General features: G+C 53.0%; 17 protein-coding genes. 7 read left to right on the top strand and 10 right to left on the bottom strand.

Annotated features, from left to right (window positions below; translation table 11 throughout):
• Window positions 1–1,155: 1,155 nt before the first annotated feature.
• Window positions 1,156–2,289, bottom strand: a complete 1,134-nt coding sequence (locus tag SH528x_RS04850; protein ID WP_442505492.1) for an IS481 family transposase — start codon at window positions 2,287–2,289, stop codon at window positions 1,156–1,158.
• 374 nt (window positions 2,290–2,663) lie between these two features.
• Between SH528x_RS04850 and SH528x_RS04845 the strand changes: the two genes are divergently transcribed.
• Entirely contained in the window at window positions 2,664–2,870 is a 207-nt protein-coding gene (locus SH528x_RS04845; protein ID WP_442509400.1) for a cold-shock protein, read from the top strand.
• Between the two features lie 374 nt (window positions 2,871–3,244).
• Here the strand turns inward: SH528x_RS04845 and SH528x_RS04840 are convergent, their stop codons facing one another.
• The gene (locus tag SH528x_RS04840) at window positions 3,245–4,507 is read right to left on the bottom strand and encodes a DUF2235 domain-containing protein (RefSeq protein ID WP_442509399.1); all 1,263 of its coding nucleotides are present in this window, start codon (window positions 4,505–4,507) and stop codon (window positions 3,245–3,247) included.
• Between the two features lie 10 nt (window positions 4,508–4,517).
• On the opposite strand from SH528x_RS04840, the gene SH528x_RS04835 reads away from it, so the two are divergent.
• Entirely contained in the window at window positions 4,518–5,384 is an 867-nt protein-coding gene (locus SH528x_RS04835) for an endonuclease/exonuclease/phosphatase family protein (protein ID WP_442509398.1), read from the top strand.
• A gap of 452 nt (window positions 5,385–5,836) precedes the next feature.
• Here the strand turns inward: SH528x_RS04835 and SH528x_RS04830 are convergent, their stop codons facing one another.
• The gene (locus SH528x_RS04830) at window positions 5,837–6,316 is read right to left on the bottom strand and encodes a hypothetical protein (RefSeq protein WP_442509397.1); all 480 of its coding nucleotides are present in this window, start codon (window positions 6,314–6,316) and stop codon (window positions 5,837–5,839) included.
• A gap of 392 nt (window positions 6,317–6,708) precedes the next feature.
• Between SH528x_RS04830 and SH528x_RS04825 the strand changes: the two genes are divergently transcribed.
• The 4 genes from SH528x_RS04825 (at window position 6,709) to SH528x_RS04810 (ending at window position 8,748) form a co-directional block, all read left to right on the top strand.
• Window positions 6,709–7,140 carry an RDD family protein gene (locus SH528x_RS04825; RefSeq protein ID WP_442509396.1) on the top strand — a complete coding sequence of 144 codons (432 nt, stop codon included), beginning with the start codon at window positions 6,709–6,711 and terminating at the stop codon, window positions 7,138–7,140.
• A gap of 114 nt (window positions 7,141–7,254) precedes the next feature.
• On the top strand, window positions 7,255–7,920 hold the full coding sequence (locus tag SH528x_RS04820; RefSeq protein ID WP_442509395.1) for an alpha/beta fold hydrolase: 666 nt from the start codon (window positions 7,255–7,257) through the stop codon (window positions 7,918–7,920).
• A gap of 38 nt (window positions 7,921–7,958) precedes the next feature.
• A complete protein-coding gene (locus tag SH528x_RS04815) occupies window positions 7,959–8,099 on the top strand; it encodes a hypothetical protein (protein ID WP_442509394.1) in 141 nt (46 codons plus the stop codon).
• Window positions 8,100–8,262: 163 nt separating this feature from the next.
• Window positions 8,263–8,748, top strand: a complete 486-nt coding sequence (locus tag SH528x_RS04810; protein ID WP_442509393.1) for a hypothetical protein — start codon at window positions 8,263–8,265, stop codon at window positions 8,746–8,748.
• Window positions 8,749–9,368: 620 nt separating this feature from the next.
• Here SH528x_RS04810 and cls read toward each other — a convergent pair.
• Together cls and SH528x_RS04800 are read right to left on the bottom strand one after the other, a co-directional pair.
• The gene (gene cls / locus SH528x_RS04805; protein ID WP_442509392.1) at window positions 9,369–10,835 is read right to left on the bottom strand and encodes a cardiolipin synthase; all 1,467 of its coding nucleotides are present in this window, start codon (window positions 10,833–10,835) and stop codon (window positions 9,369–9,371) included.
• 102 nt (window positions 10,836–10,937) lie between these two features.
• Window positions 10,938–12,569 carry a hypothetical protein gene (locus SH528x_RS04800; RefSeq protein WP_442509391.1) on the bottom strand — a complete coding sequence of 544 codons (1,632 nt, stop codon included), beginning with the start codon at window positions 12,567–12,569 and terminating at the stop codon, window positions 10,938–10,940.
• Window positions 12,570–12,883: 314 nt separating this feature from the next.
• On the opposite strand from SH528x_RS04800, the gene SH528x_RS04795 reads away from it, so the two are divergent.
• The gene (locus SH528x_RS04795) at window positions 12,884–13,312 is read left to right on the top strand and encodes a universal stress protein (RefSeq protein ID WP_442509390.1); all 429 of its coding nucleotides are present in this window, start codon (window positions 12,884–12,886) and stop codon (window positions 13,310–13,312) included.
• A gap of 179 nt (window positions 13,313–13,491) precedes the next feature.
• On the opposite strand, the gene SH528x_RS04790 is transcribed toward SH528x_RS04795, so the two are convergent.
• The 5 genes from SH528x_RS04790 to SH528x_RS04770 form a co-directional block, all read right to left on the bottom strand.
• Window positions 13,492–13,983, bottom strand: coding sequence for a hypothetical protein (locus SH528x_RS04790; RefSeq protein WP_442509389.1), 492 nt, complete (start codon window positions 13,981–13,983; stop codon window positions 13,492–13,494).
• On the bottom strand, window positions 13,967–15,262 hold the full coding sequence (locus SH528x_RS04785) for a Ni/Fe hydrogenase subunit alpha (RefSeq protein ID WP_442509388.1): 1,296 nt from the start codon (window positions 15,260–15,262) through the stop codon (window positions 13,967–13,969). The genes SH528x_RS04790 and SH528x_RS04785 overlap by 17 nt, the downstream gene beginning before the upstream one ends.
• Window positions 15,259–16,074 (bottom strand): oxidoreductase, encoded by an 816-nt coding sequence (locus tag SH528x_RS04780; protein WP_442509387.1) that lies wholly within the window; start codon window positions 16,072–16,074, stop codon window positions 15,259–15,261. The genes SH528x_RS04785 and SH528x_RS04780 overlap by 4 nt, the downstream gene beginning before the upstream one ends.
• Window positions 16,071–16,955 carry an FAD/NAD(P)-binding protein gene (locus SH528x_RS04775; protein WP_442509386.1) on the bottom strand — a complete coding sequence of 295 codons (885 nt, stop codon included), beginning with the start codon at window positions 16,953–16,955 and terminating at the stop codon, window positions 16,071–16,073. The genes SH528x_RS04780 and SH528x_RS04775 overlap by 4 nt, the downstream gene beginning before the upstream one ends.
• A 253-nt stretch (window positions 16,956–17,208) precedes the next feature.
• Window positions 17,209–18,342, bottom strand: coding sequence for a two-component system sensor histidine kinase NtrB (locus tag SH528x_RS04770; RefSeq protein ID WP_442509385.1), 1,134 nt, complete (start codon window positions 18,340–18,342; stop codon window positions 17,209–17,211).
• Window positions 18,343–18,386 lie beyond the last annotated feature (44 nt).

The following is an 18,386-nucleotide window of genomic DNA, read 5'->3' as shown; positions in this document are numbered from 1 at the left end:
GGATGTTCGGTGCGAGTAGATACCGATGCTGGGCGACCTAGCGATATCGAGAGTTCGCCGTGGTGATTTTTGGGGGGGGCGATTAGGGTGCGCTTAGTGTGGATTAGTGTGGATTAGTGTTCCTGAAAACGTGGCTGCGCCGAACACTAATTTTCGCTAATCAAACACTAATTCGAAGCTTGTGCTCGCTGACTTAGACGCTGGGGTCGGTCGCCTAATATGGTTTTGCCGCAAAGGCCCTGCGAGAACGCTTACGTTGGTAATTCACGGACGCTGGCGTATCATTACGCTGTTCGTTATTCGACGTCACTCGCCGATGCAAACTCGGCGTCGGCAAAATCTTCCGGAGGACGACCGGTAGGAACCGGCCCTGTTCCACTTTCGATGGGAAGATTCTCGTCGATCTTAAATCGCATCCTACACGGCACCTGTCGACAATGAGCCGCCAATTAACGGAACCACTCGTTCTCGCGCCAACTCTGCCGGATAGGCAATCGCGGCATTGACCGACGCAGAACTACTAAATCCAAGCTGTCAGCCACGGATTCTCACGGAACAAACGCGGTTCCGTGCCGGGATGATCGCATTCGTGAAAATTCGTGTCGATACGTGGCCAACTTCAATCGTCATACATCCTCCCTTTCCTCCTTTTTAAATCCTCCCGAGTCTTTGTCTTGAGAACTGTGCACGAGGTGCTCGGGTTTGCGCGGTCGATTGAGTAGGAGCTGACAGAGACAACTGAGTTTCGACGAGGGTGCGTTTCGAGCGGGCTGGTGTTCCTGAAAACTTGGCTGTGCCGACCACTCATCCGAACCTTGTGCTTGCTGACTTTGACGCGGGTCTGGTCGCCTAAGGTCGTTTTGCCGCAAAGGCAGTGCGGGCACGTCTACGTTGGTAACTCACGGATGCTGGCGTATCATCACGCTGTTCGTTATTGGACGCCGCTTGCCGATGCAAACCCGGCGTCGGCGAAACCTTCCGGAGGGCGACCGGTGGATGTTCGGTTACGTCGGCCACGCAGGAGGGACGGCCGGTGGGAATATTTCGTTCGGGGACATGGGTGGCGCTTTGAACAAGACAGCGGGGGGCGGAGAAAGCATAGCTTTCCCCGTCCTCGCTCACCAGCCTCGCGGCTGAAGTGAGCGCAAGCGAACTTCAGCCGCGAGGCTGGTGACGTCGAATTTCGCCAGTCCGCTCGTCGATCTGGGCCACCACAAAACGACAGCAACTGACATCCCAAACGCCGTCCGTTTGAGTCCCACTCAAGCCGATAGGATGGTCCTGGAATGCTTCGCTGATGCGGTACGTCTTCCCCTTCCAACGGAACTGGCCAACCCTGTTGACGCGGCGTGTTTGGTAGCGTTCGCTATACTCGAACGGATCCGTTTTCTCCTGAAAACGTCGCTCACTGATTTGGTATCGCTGCGAAGGTGTTTCCAAATCCAATGCCCCGTGAGGACGCTCCAAGTTGTAGACGTCTCGCCAAAGATCAAAGCACTCTTGAGCTTCCGCCAGCGTGCTCAGTGAGCGATCCTGCAGGGCTTCGAGTTTTAGCGTGCGATGAAATCGCTCCAGCTTGCCGCGGCCCTGAGGATGGTGTGGACGACCGTGAATCACTTCCACATCGTGACGCATCAACCACGCCGTAAAACGTGTGTGACGCATCAAGTGACTACCGCCCCACGGGTTGCCGTTGTCGACGTAAATCGCGTGTGGAAGCCCGTAAATTGCGAACACGTTGCGAAAATGACTTTGCACCGTTTGCCGCGTTTGATTCCCACAAGCGAGGATCCCCAGTGAAAACCGGGAGTGATCGTCCAGCAGGGTTAGCGGGTAACAATAGCTCTTGTTGTTCAGCGCGAACTCGCCCTTGAAGTCAACTTGCCACAGCTCGTTGGGACGCTCTCGCTCGAACCGCGTCCATGGCTTTCGCTTGGCCGATTCAGCGTCACTGATGCGATCATGTCGCTTCAAGACAGCGGCGATCGTGCTGGGCGAAGGAAGCGTTTTTTCACCCATGACTTTGAGCCGCTTGCGAATCTTCAAGCCGCCCCAGGCCGGGTGAGCATCGCGGATCTGCAGCACTTTCTGCTCGATCTCCGCGGGCGTCTGTGTGGGGGATCGGTGAGGTTTTCGCGAGCGATCCACCAAAGGTTCTTCGGCGCAAGCTCGGTGACGCTCTCGCCACTTGTAGCCGGTCTTGCGTGAGATGCCAAATCGCTCGCACAACCGGCTAAAATTGACTCCGTCGGCCTCTGCCAAGCGGACAAACTCTTCTCGTTGGGACACTCGATCGAACTCTTTCCAGCCCATACTTGCTCCTAAAAGGAGTAAGTATGATTACTGCAAAAAAGCGCCACCCATGTCCCCGAAAAAGCGCCACCCATGTCTCCGGTCTATACAAGGAACCGGCCCTACTTCACTCCAGCGACAATCAGGGGATCCGCCCAGGCTACCACTGGATTATTCGCGCCCTCACGATTTACAAGCAAAATCGAGCTGACGGGCGACGGCAACGTCATTAATTGGCGAATCCAGGAGGTCTGACCAGTTTGGGGTCGGCAGCCAGACAACTTCTGATACGATAACGATCGCAGCGGACTAGCCTGGACAATTCCGTCTCATGCAAATGCTGCGAAGAAATCTATCGAATTGGATGAACAATGGCTGAAGGTACTATCAAACGGCTCACCGACAAAGGCTTCGGATTTATTGACGCTGGCAGCTCAAAAGACCTCTTTTTTCACTCGTCGAGCGTCGAAGGCGGCAGTTTCGACGATCTCCGAGAAGGGCAAAAAGTCTCGTTCAATGAGGCACGTGGAGAAAAAGGCCCTTGTGCCGAGAACGTCCAGGTGCAGCGAGACAACTAAGCTTTTCGGTTAAATTTCCAATTCTTTCGATTTCGGAGAACCAGTGATGGGTGACAAAGGCGGAAGTAAGGATAAGGGCAAAAAGGAGCAGCAGAAGAAAGCGAAGCTCAATCCGAAGGAAAAACGAAAAGCAGCTAAGGAAAAGAAGAACAAGTAGCAAATCGCAACCGTCAAAGGTTCGAATGCTACTTGGGATCGGAACACCAATGAGTAGCGTAGGGGGGTAAGGATGTCTGGTTGAACCGGACTCCCCTCCTTCGCAATGGTGTGTGCGGATTGCTCGCATGCGGATCGCCAGTCCAGCATGGATTGTCCGAAGAAACGATGACTGCACTCGTTAAAGCAGGCATCAGGCCGGCAATTTGCGTGGGCGTTCACGACTCGAATTCGTATCGCGACTGCGGCTCGACCTCGAACTCTGCTGGCCAGTTTGACGGCTTGTAATTGACTTGAGTGTCACTGTTTCGTCGCACCGTCGATTCATGGACTCGACAATTTCTTACATCGGATTTATCGAGGCAGCGCGTTGTCGGCTTCCTTCGCCGAAACAGGTGTGGCAGCGGCACAGGTGACGGATAGCTCTGCTTCGGGAAAAACTCTGCCCACCACCATTTCCAAGTCAGCGAACGATGTATCGGCCCCGCATTACTGGGCCCGCTCCCTTCTACCAGTACTCGCTTGACTCTTGAATCGTCGAGAAGTACGCCGCCGACATCGCGGGCTTGAACCAGCATCCATTCCAAGGCAATCTTGGCCAAACCACTTTCATCTTCGGGGTACCCGCCGCCGATATCGCTATGCACGCCCGCAAACCAAACCTCTTTAAAATCTTGATGCTGCCGACGCTTGAACAAGTTTTGCGAGAAGAATGCTCGATGTTCGTCGATCGAGACGGCATGCCTCACGATATCAACGCTCGGATTACTTGCGGTAAACGCGTACGACAAATAGTCGTATGCCCACGACACGGATGACACCGTGTCCCAAAGGCCCAGGAAAATGAATGGTTTTTGATCGAACGACTGCGAAAATTGTTTTCGGAAACGCCCGAGATGCGCAAAGTCCAGGCTGACTCCTTTCCGCAATTCAATCTCGGACAACGCGTATTGAACGAGATGACGGTTTCCCTGTTGCAGGATTCCCACGGCGTGCAACAAGGCGGCAACGACGCGAGCTGCATACGCGCCGCGGCTAAACCCAAATAAGCAGATCCGGTCCCCAGGTTGATAGTTCTCGACGATAAACCAGTAGGCGTCTTCGATTGTCTTGCGATAGCCGGCTCCGAATGCAAGCCCAAGTACTTTGCTGAATGCTTTACCGGGGCGGGTCAAAGCCATATTGGGACTGAAAGTACCGACGCCCGGTTCATAGAACGCGACTTGCCGCTGCGCATCGATAACGAGCGAGTAATGCAAGCGAAGCACATTCGTTTGATCCACTGCAAATTGGTTCCCCGTTCCGTCGCAGCAAACAACGATATTTTTTCCCAATTCTTCATCTCCATCAAAGATTGTGCTGGTTGATCGTGCCTTGAATTCTAGCAAATGTGTATAGAGCGATGGTAACGCGACCAAGTTTCGCGCTGCCAAGATCGGATATGGATGGATTGTTGAAGTACAATCTTTCTCAACACTCATGGAGAACACGATGCCTATCTCTCGTCGAAAATTCTGTGGCACAGTCGCTGCCGGACTCGCCATCACAAATACAAGTTCGATTGCTGGGGATTCAACGACCAAGCCACTGCGAGTCATCGCCTACAACATCTATGGTCTTACTGGGTGGCCAAACCAACGCAATTTGGCGAAGCAGGCCGTTGCGAAAGGGCAAATGACAAAACGACTGGCGATGGAGTTGGCGCTGCACGATCCCGACATCATCAACTTTTCGGAGTCTCCTGCGGAGGAACTGACCCAAGAAGTTGCGGACCTTCTGGGAATGAATCACATTCGATTTGCAAGTGGCGGAAATTGGCCGGGTACGCTGCTGAGCAGATACGAGATCCTCGAGTCACACAACGCACCGATGACGGGCGAGAGACCGAAGGAGTTGTTCACTCGGCATTGGGGAAACGCTACGATCAAGCTGCCGAGTAACGAGCAACTGATTGTCCATTCGGCCCATCTTTATCCAACCGCCGATCCCACGGTTCGGCTGAGAGAGATTCGGACCATGATCGAATCAATGAAGCCGGATCTTGATGCCGGTCGGTCGATGCTTCTGATCGGCGATCTGAATCACGGACCTGACACGCAGGAATACAAACTATGGATCGACGCTGGATGGGCGGATTCATTCGCTAAAGTCGGCAAGGGCGACGGCCCCACGATCAAGTCAGACATCCCCAAGTGGCGGATCGATTACGTCATGGCCGCCGGACCGATCACAGATAGCGTGGTCGAATCAAGACCGTTGTTTGAGGGAGCTTTTCGCTTGAACATCGACGACAAGGAATCGTTTGCCTTGAGCGACCACTTACCGCAACTGGCGGTGTTTGACGCAGGGAAACAATAGGAGCTCTATCTCCCAAAGGACGGAGGTGCCCTAAACCAATAAAAAAATACCCCCAACCCCGATTTAGATTCTTATTCTTAATCTTAATCTTACTCGTAATCTTAATCCCGTTTCAATTCTCATTCTCGGGGCTTAACTCTGACGCTTTCATTAGCTCACGTAAAACCGAACGCTTACCAGACATCAATTTAGTGCGTCGCTTAATCGATTGTCCAACTCGAACCCGCTCCCAAATCCGTTTCGACCTTATTTATTCGGAACGAATTCGAAATGGAAGGCTTCGCAGGGCAAGCGTTTGGGACTGAGGCAGATTAGGATTATGAGTAGGATTAAGATTATGAACTGCTTGTTTGAGGCATTTTGTAGAAGCATTGTCCCCAATTGCTCCGCGAGCAAAGTTGACTCATGGCGATGAACAATTGAGACTATTGTTCTACATTGCGAAACTCGAACTACGAGGTCGCCAAGGATTTCATCCGTCGTCGATAGCTCGGTTCGTCAATCTCGTCGGTCAAGAATTGATGGCTAAGTAAGTACTTTTGGATCCGTGCTGTATCCCGATCTTCACGGCCTTCACGGAAGAGCACCCGTCGAGGATCGGTGTTGTCGCGAAGATCAGCGAGTTTGACTTCGCGAGCGATCGGGTTGGCTTTGATCCGCACGACGTAGTCTTCGTACGAGTCCGTCTCGCGGTGTGTGACCAACTCCACTGCCGCGAGTACAGTTTCCGAAAACCCTTTTTGCCGCAAATCGTCGATCGTCACCGAAGTGTCTTCGACCAAGTCATGCATCACCGCGACCATTTTGGCGTCAAGCGACTGGACACCCATCATTGCCCGGAGACAGTGCAGCACATACGGAGCACCACTCTTGTCGCGAACGCCATGAAAATGGGTCGTCACCAAAACCAATGCTTCATCTAGATCCGACATCGCTATTCCATTTCAATCATTTGTGTTTAACCCCGCAGTCACTCTTCCCTACGAACGGTCCATTGTAGAACAATTGTCCCCAATTGTTTGCCCGTTGAGCCAGCGTACTGTCGGAACAACTCTGTTTGATTGGCTTGCAGCCCGTCGTTTACTGATAGGAGGAAATACCTGAGGCTAACGCTGTCGTTTCACAAAGTCCACGTCATTCGGGCTGAGTTCCAAAGTAAGAATAACCTTGACACCCGTCCTACAGAGGCAGAGAATACCAACCGTTCCAACGAGGGGGCACTTCGTGAGAACAAGTGAAAATTCCTCATAACGAATTGGCCTCACCCGCAGAACCATAAGTCCTCCGACCGACTTGACACGCGATTACCTTAAGACGGATTTGAATGGAAACGACGCCCCTCAACTCAAACACTCCAGCCGATTCACCGGAGGGCACCACGATCCCGAGGCACATCGCCGCTGTGCTGGACAATGTGTTATCGATGATTGTCGCCGTCGTCGCTGCCAAACAACTACCTGACGACCAACCAGCATTGCAGATTGTAACGATGGTCATTGCCTATCTCGCGTACTATTTCATCTGCGAACTTGCATTTTCGTCGACGCCTGCGAAACTCATGAACGGCCTTGTCGTACGTAATTTTGACGGGGGCCGTTGTTCGGTCGGGCAAACTACCATTCGTACATTGATGCGACTGATTGAGGTAAATCCAATACTGCTTGGCGGGATGCCCGCGGCTGCCAGTATCCTTTGGTCGCGAAACAAACAGCGATTTGGTGACAAAGTTGCCGGCACCGTAGTCGTGCGTCGATGAATCGCAGGTCCGTCGCTGGTCGCACCATCGCGGCGATCATCGTCGTTCTCATAGCGATTGAGATGTTCGCCACTGCCAGGCGAACCGAACCGTTTGCCAAACTGGAAAGCATCAATGGCAGTGCACGAATCGACGCCGCTGATTCTATTCTCGGGTCTTGCTGCCGACGCCAATGTCTTCGCCCTCCAAAAGGTGGCGTTTCCGCAATTGATCGTTCCGGAGTGGCCGGTTCCGAGTGCCGACGATACGCTTGACTCGTATTGCGATCGTCTTGCTGAGGACTTGCAAGCCCATGGCCGCGTAATCATTGGTGGGGCGTCGTTCGGTGGAATCATCGCACTTCATGTTGCCCAGCGCATTGATCCCATTGCTGTATTGTTGATCGGCAGCGTTCGGTCACCCGCAGAACTTTCACGCGTTGCACGAATGGCACGCCCATTGAAACCGCTAATTGGTTTTATACCTGTGCGATTTCTGCAACTTTGCTGCGCACCGATGACATCGAAACTAGCCCGACGGATCGCTCCGCATCTCAGTGGACTCACGCGGCAATTTCGCGGGGCTAATCCAACCGTACTCAAATGGTCGCTCGCGCGACTTCTCGACTGGAAAAAGCCTCCCAACGTCGCTTGTCCCGTTTTTCACATCCACGGCGATCACGACTGCGTGATGCCGATTCGATACACTCAACCCGACACCATCGTTACGGGCGGCGGACACGTGATTTCGCTCACACATCCGTCTGAGGTGAACGACTTCATTCGATCAGCGATGGTGTAAACGGATAGGCTAAAACATCGAAGGTTAAAAAATGGGGGATGAATACTGGAGATGCTAATGATATGTCGGCCGATCTTGTAATCAGCCACTTTCTTGACCTGTTGTGGCATGTCTCGTTGCAAACCAAAAGCAAGGCAGCAGGTTTCAACGTCTCCAACAGCTTGCATCTGCAACTCTAAGTTGAGTAAAATCGGACAAGGAATCAATTGATGTTTGATTCAAAGCGCCAAGCCCTAAAGCAGTCACGTATGGGCACACAATCTATCCGACTGTAAAATACCGAATAGATCGCAATTCGTTGTCCGCCACTACATATTGGTAAACCCAACGCTTCAACATCGTATGCTTGGCAACATCGCAGAACAAAACACAAACGACTCGGCGATCGTGAAGACCAACGATGGCAAAACACTGATTGCGCAATTTGACCATCGCAAATTGAAAAACATTGCCCCCGGAGACCCTGTTTGCGTGGAGCCAACGGGGGAGGAAGTGTCCCCGTTCTATTGGATCACTGGTTGGGCAATCTGCAACTACTACCGCAGATACTGGAGTGAGGATTCAGGTGGACTCTGCGTTGGATGGGGTGGCTCAACATTTCTGTTTGAGGTGCACACTGACGGGTGGGTGTCGCGTCAGATCCAATTGTTCAATGTCCGACGATTCATCCTTTATGATGAAATCTGTGACCAAGACGGCTATGGTGGACGTTCAACCGAGAGACTCGACCCAAACGAATACGAGCGTTTTCGTATCACACGTGACGACTTTTTCCAGCAATGGGATCCCGAGGCGTCAGTGAATCGTGGATTCAAATTCGGCGGATAACCAATGGTGAACGTGCGGTCTGGCAAGGTCTGATTGGTGAACGGGTGCGATGCCCGCCTCGGCAAGTGCTAGCCGGGGAATTGGACGGGAGCAAGGAGTTTTTGGGAAGAGCGTTTTTAGGATAGAAATATTGATACGACAAAAAGAACGAAAAAGACACAGTGTCGAGCGTCTTATCTTCCTACCTCTATATTCCTACCAATTCTTTTTTCGCCCGTGGTCGATCAGTGGGGAACGTTGCGTTCGATTGGGATCGTACGTGGTGATTAAGCCGGGGAGCTAAGCTAACATTTCGCACACCCAACATCGCCGGATATCGCTGTCGCCACTACAGCGGCATCGTGGTGCCGAGGTGACCGAAACCCCATGCTTACGCATGGGGCTACATGCTGCCGCCACTACCGCGGCTCGGAAGCCCTCAGTAGCTTCCCGTTGCTTTTTGTCGTGGCAAGCTCGACGGAAGAATGTTTCTTGGGCATGCGTCGTTGCAGCGGCTATGCGAATAATTAGCTCCGCTGTGATCCGGCCTGCGTCTAATCCGCTCAAGGTTTATACGCAAAAACACCTCGCCGAAACTCTTGGCGAGTTTCGCTACGGCGCATGCTACGCTACGGTGCTCGCTACAGCACGGGGCTGAATAGCCGGGCAATCGCGGTACCGACGCGTGCGAACCAGGGACGTAGCGTTTCGCCAGCTGAGTTGCTGCATGGCGATTCGGCGAAGTCTTGCTCCAACATTTCTGCGACTTCAGCGATCAACTTGGGTTCGGCGATCGCGACCATTAGCTCGAAATTCAAATACAGCGAACGGTTGTCGAAATTTGTAGATCCGATCAACACCAAGTCATCGTCGACCAAGACGCATTTTTGATGCAAACAACCGCCGCGATAACGGTAAACGGGGATTCCGACTTCGGCTAATTCTTGTTCGTAATAGTACCCGGCTAGAAAAACGGACCATTGATCAGCCACCGAGGGAATCAACAACCGAACATCCACGCCTCGTGCACGTGCCATCGACAACGCGACCATCAATGCGTCATCGGGAACAAGGTACGGGGTGCTGATCCACAAACGATGCTTTGCCGTGGCGGCAGTAGATGCAAACATCATCGTTGCACGAGGTCGTTGATCGGCGGGACCGGTCGCACAGACTGCAGCCGAGCCAGCGGTGGTGTTCTGTGCTGATTCCGTGTACCAGTTGGCCTCGGGTAAATCGGTTCGCGCGGCCCAATAGTAATCGCCCGCAAACACCGCTTGGACTTTACGTGCCAAATCACCTTGAATCTGCACCGCGGTGTCACGCCACCGTGTCTTTCCAGCACTGATCCCGAGGTATTCATCACCCACGTTCAAACCGCCTACCCATGCCATTTCGCCATCGATCACCACCAGCTTGCGATGATTACGAAAGTTAATCTGAAATCGATTCACAAATCCTTGCCGTGTATTAAACGCTCGCACATCGACGCCGGCCGAGACCAAACGATCGATATACTTCCCAGACAATCGCAAACATCCCACTTCGTCATACAACAGTCGAACCACCACTCCCTTGTTCGCACACGCGATCAGGGCATCGGCGAGTTTGTTGCCGATCACGTCATCGCGAAGAATGTAGAATTCTAAATAGACGTAGCGCTGAGCCGCCTGAATCCGTGTCAAAAGCGAGTCAAAGAACACGGCTCCGTCAATCAACAATTCAAAGCTGTTATTGTCACATAGAGGCGTGTCCAAGACGTCTGCCAAATATTCCAGCGGAGTGTTTAGCGAGGTCGACCGAATATTTGCATCGGTGACAAGTTCACGCCGCACCGAAGCGACGGATTGCACATGCCGCTCGCCCACCGTGCGAATCGCTTCTCGGTAACCTTCGAATCGATGCCGAGCGAAAACCCAATACATCGGCAACACCAGAAACGGAATCGTCACCAGCCCAATCACCCAGGCCACCGCCGCCTGCGACGTGCGTACATGGCGCAGCGCGTGGAACGCCGAGGCAATGGCCAACAACTCAATCAACACCATAAGTGGCGGAATGAGCGTGATAAACCACGTTTGCTGAGTAAGGGAATCGAAGATCTGCATGATCGTTGATTCTACACCGAGATGGACATCCCACGCAGGGTCACTGCGCGAGAGTTTGCTTGGCGGGTGTTTTTACCGGATTCGCGATCACGCACCGTGGCTCTAGATAGCACTGAGTTGCAACCACTGCGGGCGAAAGAGCATGACTAAACCGAGCAATAGAATCACCAAACCGCTGATCAGTTTCAGCCATCGACCTTCGCGTTCTTGCAATTTGCGATGCGAAAGCGTGGTGACCACGATCACGACAAGCAGGGCATCGTCAAACATGTAGGCGAGGATGTACAGTCCAAGGTACAGGTAATTCCCCCAAGCCGGAAGATTCTGGAGCGTTAAAATTTGCGTGTATAACGCTGGCAAGCCCGCGGTACAGAGCAGTTCGATCATATTGACGATTACCGCCAAGGCGACGGCACCGCTTAACGCCACCGTTAAGTATTTCGCGGCCACAATTTCACGGACCCGTCGATACAGCCCCGGCTTGTGACGCTCAGGAATCGATAAGGAGATTCCTTTTTTGAAGGCAAAGAAATCTTTCACGTTGACGCCTCCAATGAACAACGCCAACGCTCCTAAGGCAATCTGCACCGGACGAATGATGCCGACCAAAATGAACAAGTTCAACCATGCTGCCATAAACGCGAAGTAGGCCAACCCGCTCACCACCACAAAGGTCCCCGCAATGATCACAATTTTCCTGCGGTCTTTGATGTTCACCAGCACCGATAACAAAAACACCAAGATCCACATCGCGCATGGATTGAATCCGTCGATCAGACCTATCAGTAACGTGAACAGCGGAAGACCTAACTTATCGACCTGCAGCCGCCCCCAAAATGGAACTTCGATCGCGTCACCACTCGTTTCGCTGCCGAGGATCTCCGGCTCGATCTCGACTTCGCCGACCTCGGAAATATCGGCCTCGCCAGGTAGGTCAAACGAATCAAGCGACTCGGTATCGCCGGATGATTGCTGTGCCAGTAGAGGGCCGATCATCAACGCGGTCCTCGGCGAGGTGGAGACCAAAGTCACGGCGGGACGTTTCCGCTGCTGCCAACGCGATTGATCGTCAGGTTTGGGACGTGACGATGAATCGCCAGAAACCTGTTGGATCAGTGATTCAAGTTGAGCCCCCGTGACATCATCCCCTTGATAACCAATGATCACACGGCGGGCAAAATCAATCGTGGGCAATCCAGGCGGCACCCCACTGCCACGACACAATGCTTCCCAGCGGGCACGCGCATTCGAATCATCATCCACTTCATAGATACGAAATTGGATTGCCGGCCATCGTTTTTGTAGACTCGGCAGAAATGCCTTGAGATTTTTACAGCGGGAGCAGGTCGCTCGAGTGTAAACCTCCGCTGTAAACAACGCTTCAATTTCAGGACCGCTCCGGTCCTCGGTGACAAAACCAAAGTAAGTACGTTGACAGCAGTGAAAGGCGGGCAAAACAGGCTGGGCACGTCCGGCCGCCTTGCTGATTTCAACGAGATTGGGAAGTTGGCTGCGATCTTTGATCAGATCGTAAACGCGAATATCCAACCCGGGCACTCGCCGTTTTAACGTTTCGACATAGTCTAAAACACGTTTCGTCGATTGATGATCACTGCGGACAAAGACTTCAAACCGTACCTGCTGAACAATGTCGCCGCGTGGGTCCTCCGCCAAACTGCAGACCGCGGGCAAGAAGCACATCGCCAACAACATTACGCGGGTCAATCCAATCATCGAACGTTACCTCAGGCAAAAATCTCGGAGCAGGATGGAGCGTAGAGATTTCAAAGCAAAGAATGTACCTTCGCGTCTTTGTAGCTTTGCAGATCCCGTTTAGGTCGATGCCGCTCCTACAACTGTGCAGATCGTCACGCGTTGCGACCGGGATTGGTTTCATTTGGCACGCTTCGTCTTGCTTGGCCAGCGAGAACCAGAGCATTTAGACTCGGCCCAGCGTTTGCAAATACTCAATCATGCCGATTCATCGAGATTGTGATCATCGCTCGGCGTTCCCTTTCCCATCCATTGCAAATCGTGGAGCCCACATCATGTCAGGACTACAAGCTAAACGGATCGTCGTGCCAGTCGATTTCAGTGACATGTCGTTCGATGCCGTTGACAAGGCACTTCAAATAGTTGACCCATCGGGTGCAGTTCACTTGATTCACGTGTTGCCAAACTTGCCTGCGATGGAGTACGGCAATTTGTATGGTACCGTCACGGACAAGTCGCGAATCGAGCAGGTCACAAAACATCTCCGCGAGAAGTTGTCCGATGCAAAGTATGCCGCCACGACGATCCATGTGTTCATCGGGGACGCAGGCCGACAAATCACGCAGTTCGCCGAAAGCGAAAAGGCGGACATGATTGTGATTCCATCACACGGATATGGTTTTCTAAAACATATCCTGCTCGGCTCGGTTGCCGAACGCGTTGTGCGACTCGCACACTGTCCCGTACTAGTGCTGCGGACTTAAGGAATGTCGGAATAGCTAATGCCATGGATCACTCGCGATCCATCGTTCTGATCGCGGAGCGATCAGCGACTATGGCGGCAAAAATTGAGCCGACGGCGCTAGCCGCGGGCATGTTTCAATAAAAGTTAACAGGCCCGCGGCTAGCATCGTCGGCTCACAATAACGGAAGGTTTCTTGCTCTAGTCCAACCGTTGTCTCAGCGCCGAACTGCACACGCCGACGGCGACTTGAGTGACCGGGCTGATCGATGTGATTGGCTCAACTGTCTCGGCGCGTCCCAACCACAGCACCACTTGATCGGTCGACTTACCGAGTGATTCCGCCATCATCAACACCACGTACAGATCGAGATTGTGAGTCCCGCGGGTAGGGATCGTTTGGATTTGAGCACGATGATCAGGGTTGGCAAAATCGAGTCGCCACAGCGAAACGTCGGCGGGCAACCCCACCACCGCATCGACGATATGAATGTCGGCGTCCGAATCGAGCCATGCGAGAATATCAACAGGGTTGCGAATTCTGCGAATCGAGGCATTTGCGCCCGACTGCACTAGTTCATCGATGACGGTCCATCCAAATTGGTCGTCACCATGGGAACTGCCTAACCCCAACACCACTTGGCGACGCGGTTGAGGACTCTGCACACGATTGTATTTAGCGACGTAAGACATTAATCGTCAGAAAGTGAGTAGAACAACTGATGCATGGGTCATAGGTGCGTATAAGTTTCTCGCATTCGCTGGCAATCGTTTGATCCGGTTCGCGGATCAATTGAGGCAGGTACATCCGCAAATCAAATTCGATTTGCCGTTGGTTCTGTGACGTCGGAGGTACTATCTTGGCACCCGACACCTGCCCCTCGTCGTCGATTTCATAATGGTGATAGAGCATGCCACGTGGGGCTTCGGTCGCAGCACATCCGAATCCCGCTCGAGCCACGTAGGGAACAAACGCTTGATCGGCCGTTTCGTAACGCTGGATAATCGCAATGGACTCTTCCAAACAACTCACGACTTCGACCATGCGTGCCAGAATGGAAGCGAAGCGGTTTTGAATCACGGATTCCGGACAGATTTTCTCGGCCAACGCAAACGCTTGTGGCGACAATTGGCCACGATTGAGTGAAATACGAGCTAGCGGTCCAAGTAAATACGGCGATGATTGACCGCGACGCGTCGATTGCATCGCCGTACTGTGCGCGGCCTGATTTTCCGAAAAATGTTGCTCGTATTCATCGACATCCAAACTCGGAAATTGGGTTGAAGCGATCCGTCCTTCGTTCAGCGGGTATTCATCGGGATGATGCATCGCAATCAATTCACACGTAGCGTCGAAGGTTGGAAACGAAAAACCCTCAACCCAATCGGCCAACTCGATCGCCGCGGCTAATGCCCATTCCAGCTCCGACAACAATGGTGTCAACTCTTCGCGTAACGGCATCCGATGAAATCCACCGACGCGAACATTCACCGGGTGAATCGCACGGCCACCGAGGATCTCTAAAATTGAATTCCCGACCTTCCGGATACGTAAACCATCATTGATTTGCTGGGGAAACTGCTTTGCCAACTCGATCCCACTGGCACACCCGAAAAAGTCGGGTGCACTGAGCAAAAAGACGTGCAGAGCATGACTTTCAATCCATTCGCCGCAGTAAAGCAATCGCCGCAAGGCTCTGATTTCAGGGGTCACCGTGATTCCCAAAGCTGATTCCAAAGCATGCACCGAGCTCATTTGATACGCGACGGGACAAATCCCACATATCCGCGCCGTGATGTCCGGCACCTCCTCGATCGCTCGCCCCCGCAGCAGGGCCTCGAAAAAGCGAGGTGGCTCATAAATCGACAATCGCACCTCTTCGACTTCGTCGCCGTCGAGCTGAATATGCAATGCCCCTTCGCCTTCGACGCGGGTCAATGCATTAACGATGATCTTGCGTTCTCGGCTCATAGGTGCGTTCTAGCCGATGGGGGTTTGGTTTCAATACGATTGCTCTCGATTTGAAACAATCTTGACGCCGCATTCACGTTTCGCAGTTGATGAATCATTTGAAGTGACGGAGTTCCCTCGGCAAGATAATGTTCGGACAAAGATGCCGGGTTGGCTTGAGCACAGGGGCCGAAACAACCATAACAAGCCCGGTGGTACGCAGGGCAGATTGCTCCACATCCCGCTTGAGTGATGGGACCGAGGCATGGTTTGCCTTCGGTTACTGCGATACAGATCGTGCCGCGGCGTTTGCACTCCAAACAAACACTGTGCGAAGGAATTTTGGGTCGGCGGCCGCGGACGAAGGCCATCACCACCTCGAGCAGCTGATATTTATCGACCGGACAACCTCGCAATTCAAAATCGACCCGCACATGATCACTAATCGCCGTGCTGGTGGCGAGCGAATCGATGTACTCGGGATGCGGGTAAACATAGCGGAGGTATTCGTCGTGATCGGCCCAATTTCGCAGCGACTGAATGCCACCAGACGTCGCACAAGCACCGATCGTGACCAACGATCGCGATTGACGGCGAATCTCGCGAATCCGCTCGATATCTTCGCTGGTCGAAATCGAACCTTCGACGATTGCTAAGTCAAACGGCCCTGGCAGCGTGCAACTACTCGCTTCCAAAAAATGGGCAATCTCAACCTTCTCTGCAAACGCGAGCAATTCATCTTCGCAGCTCAATAGCGAAAGCTGGCAACCGTCACAGGATGCGAATTTAAAAATCCCCAAACGTTTCTTTTCAGTGGTAGGCAAGTCGCTCATAGATCCGTCACCTCCATCAATGACTGCACACGATCAAACCGCAAAACTGGTCCGCCTTTGCAGAGGAAATGAGGTCCGAACTGACAATGACCACAAGTTCCCACGGCGCAGTTCATATTGCGTTCGAGCGATAGCCAGATATTGTCACGCGTCAATCCTCGCGAGATCGCAGTTTGAATCGAGTACATCATCATCACCTCAGGCCCACACGTCATGAGCAAGGTTTGAGCGGGATTACGCAATTTCAATCGCTCCAGCAACAGGATCACGACGCCGATGTTGCCAGTCCACGTCTCAGCGGCGCGGTCCACGGTAGTGTGCACCTCGATGCCTCGCGAATGCCACTGCGTGTATTCGTTTTGGTATAGCAAGTCCGAGGGCGTGCGTGCCCCGATCAACAAATGCACCTCTCCGTATTGATCTCGGTGACGAATCAGCTCGTTCACCAACGTTCGCATCGGGGCTAGGCCAATCCCTCCGCAAACGAGCACGACGTCGCGACCGACACAATGCTCCAACGGCCAAGCGGAGCCGAACGGGCCTCGCACTCCAATCGTATCGCCTACCGCCAGCCGAAACATAGCGCCAGTCACATTGCCAACTTCACGAATCGTGTGCACGATCTGGTCTGATCGGATTTGGTCATCACTGACCGAAATTGCCACCTCTCCGACGCCCGGCATATACAGCATATTGAATTGGCCCGGTTGCGCCGCCGTTGGATTGGATCGCTGGCGCACATCGGCGTCGCCCCAAGCGAAGCGAAACGTAGCCACGCCGGGCGTCTCGTCTCGAATCTCGGTCACCACTGCCGCATCGACTTGCCAAGGATTTCTTTGGATCGCCGGTACCTGAGGGAAACGCGTCGGAGGGACAGCCATGGGGTGCCGCTTGATTTTACTCACGTCGTCAGCCCCCGGTACGCTCATCCGTCGTCCCCTTTTTATCGATAAGCTTCGATTGGTTGACTCGTCGGATCAGGCGGATTTCAATCGAGTCGTTGCTCTGCTAGGCAACCACGTCACTGCATCTGCGATGCCAAAGCGACATTGCGGTGTCGATCCCACCACACGAGCAAGACCATTTGGCTTGAGCGCGCCCCCGTGCTCATCACGCGTGTGCAGCTAGGAGCAATCAGGACCGGAAATGCTCTGGCAGGTGAACGGCGAAAGTTGTCCCTACCCCGAGTTGGCTCTCGACTTCCAAATGCCCATGGTTTTTATCGAGAATGGCGGCCGAGACGGCCAAGCCCAACCCCATGCCTTGCGCCTTGGTTGAATACAAGGGTTCGGTAATCCGTCGAATATGCTCGTCTCCGATTCCAACCCCGGTATCAATCACTTCGATAATGATCTGGTTTTCGATCACATTGGATGCAAGCGTGATAGTGCCTCCATCGGGCATCGCGTCACCGGCATTTCGCAGCAGATTATGGAACACGATCGAAATTTGATTAGGATCCACCATGGCGGTGGGCAAGTCCGAAGCGACATGGTTTTGCATGTGGACATTGTCAGGAAGGGAGACTTCCGAGATGACCTCTTGAATCAATTCGCCGACGTTGCACTTGCTCAGCCTTGGCTCGGGAAGTCGGACAAAATCGGAAAGAGCCGTAATGACTTTTTCGATCAACAGCACTTGACGATCGATACGTTCAAGATGCTCGCTTGTCTTTGCCGGGGTTAAATTTTTGGCGTTGCGAAGATAATAAGCCGAGGTACGCACAGCATTCAGCGGATTGCGAATCTCGTGGGCAATCCCTCCGGAAACCTGACCAAGCGTGGCCAGTTTTCCCGCCTTTAGCAATTCCGCTTGCGCCGCATGCAATTCGCTGGTCCGATCGCGGACGCGTTGTTCGAGTTGCTCATTGATCTCACTCAGCTGTTGTTGAGCATTTTTCAAGTCACTGATATCGCGAACAATCCCGGCAAACAATTTTTTGTCGCCCAACGGCACCTCACTGACTGCCAAGTGCATTGGAAAAGTGGTTTCATCTTTTCGCTTGCCCGTGACTTCACGACCAATGCCAATGATCTTGGCTCGTCCCGTTTCGTGGTAGCTACGAAGGTAGCCGTCATGTTCTTCGCGATACGGTGTTGGCATCAACAATTTGACATTTTCCCCCACCATTTCTGCTTCGCTATAGCCGAACAGTTTGGTGGTGGCGGGATTGACCGATTGGATGATCCCGCGATCATTGATCACAATGATCGCATCAACGGCAGTTCTCAACAATGCGGCGAGGAGGACCTGATCTTGGTTGTGCATGGGTTAGGTCCTGCCATCGTTGATCGTCGAGAACGAGCCACGAC

Origin of the sequence: Novipirellula methanifontis, from assembly GCF_052161655.1 — a bacterium.
Lineage (GTDB): Bacteria > Planctomycetota > Planctomycetia > Pirellulales > Pirellulaceae > Novipirellula.
This window is presented reverse-complemented; position numbering and strand designations above follow the sequence as displayed.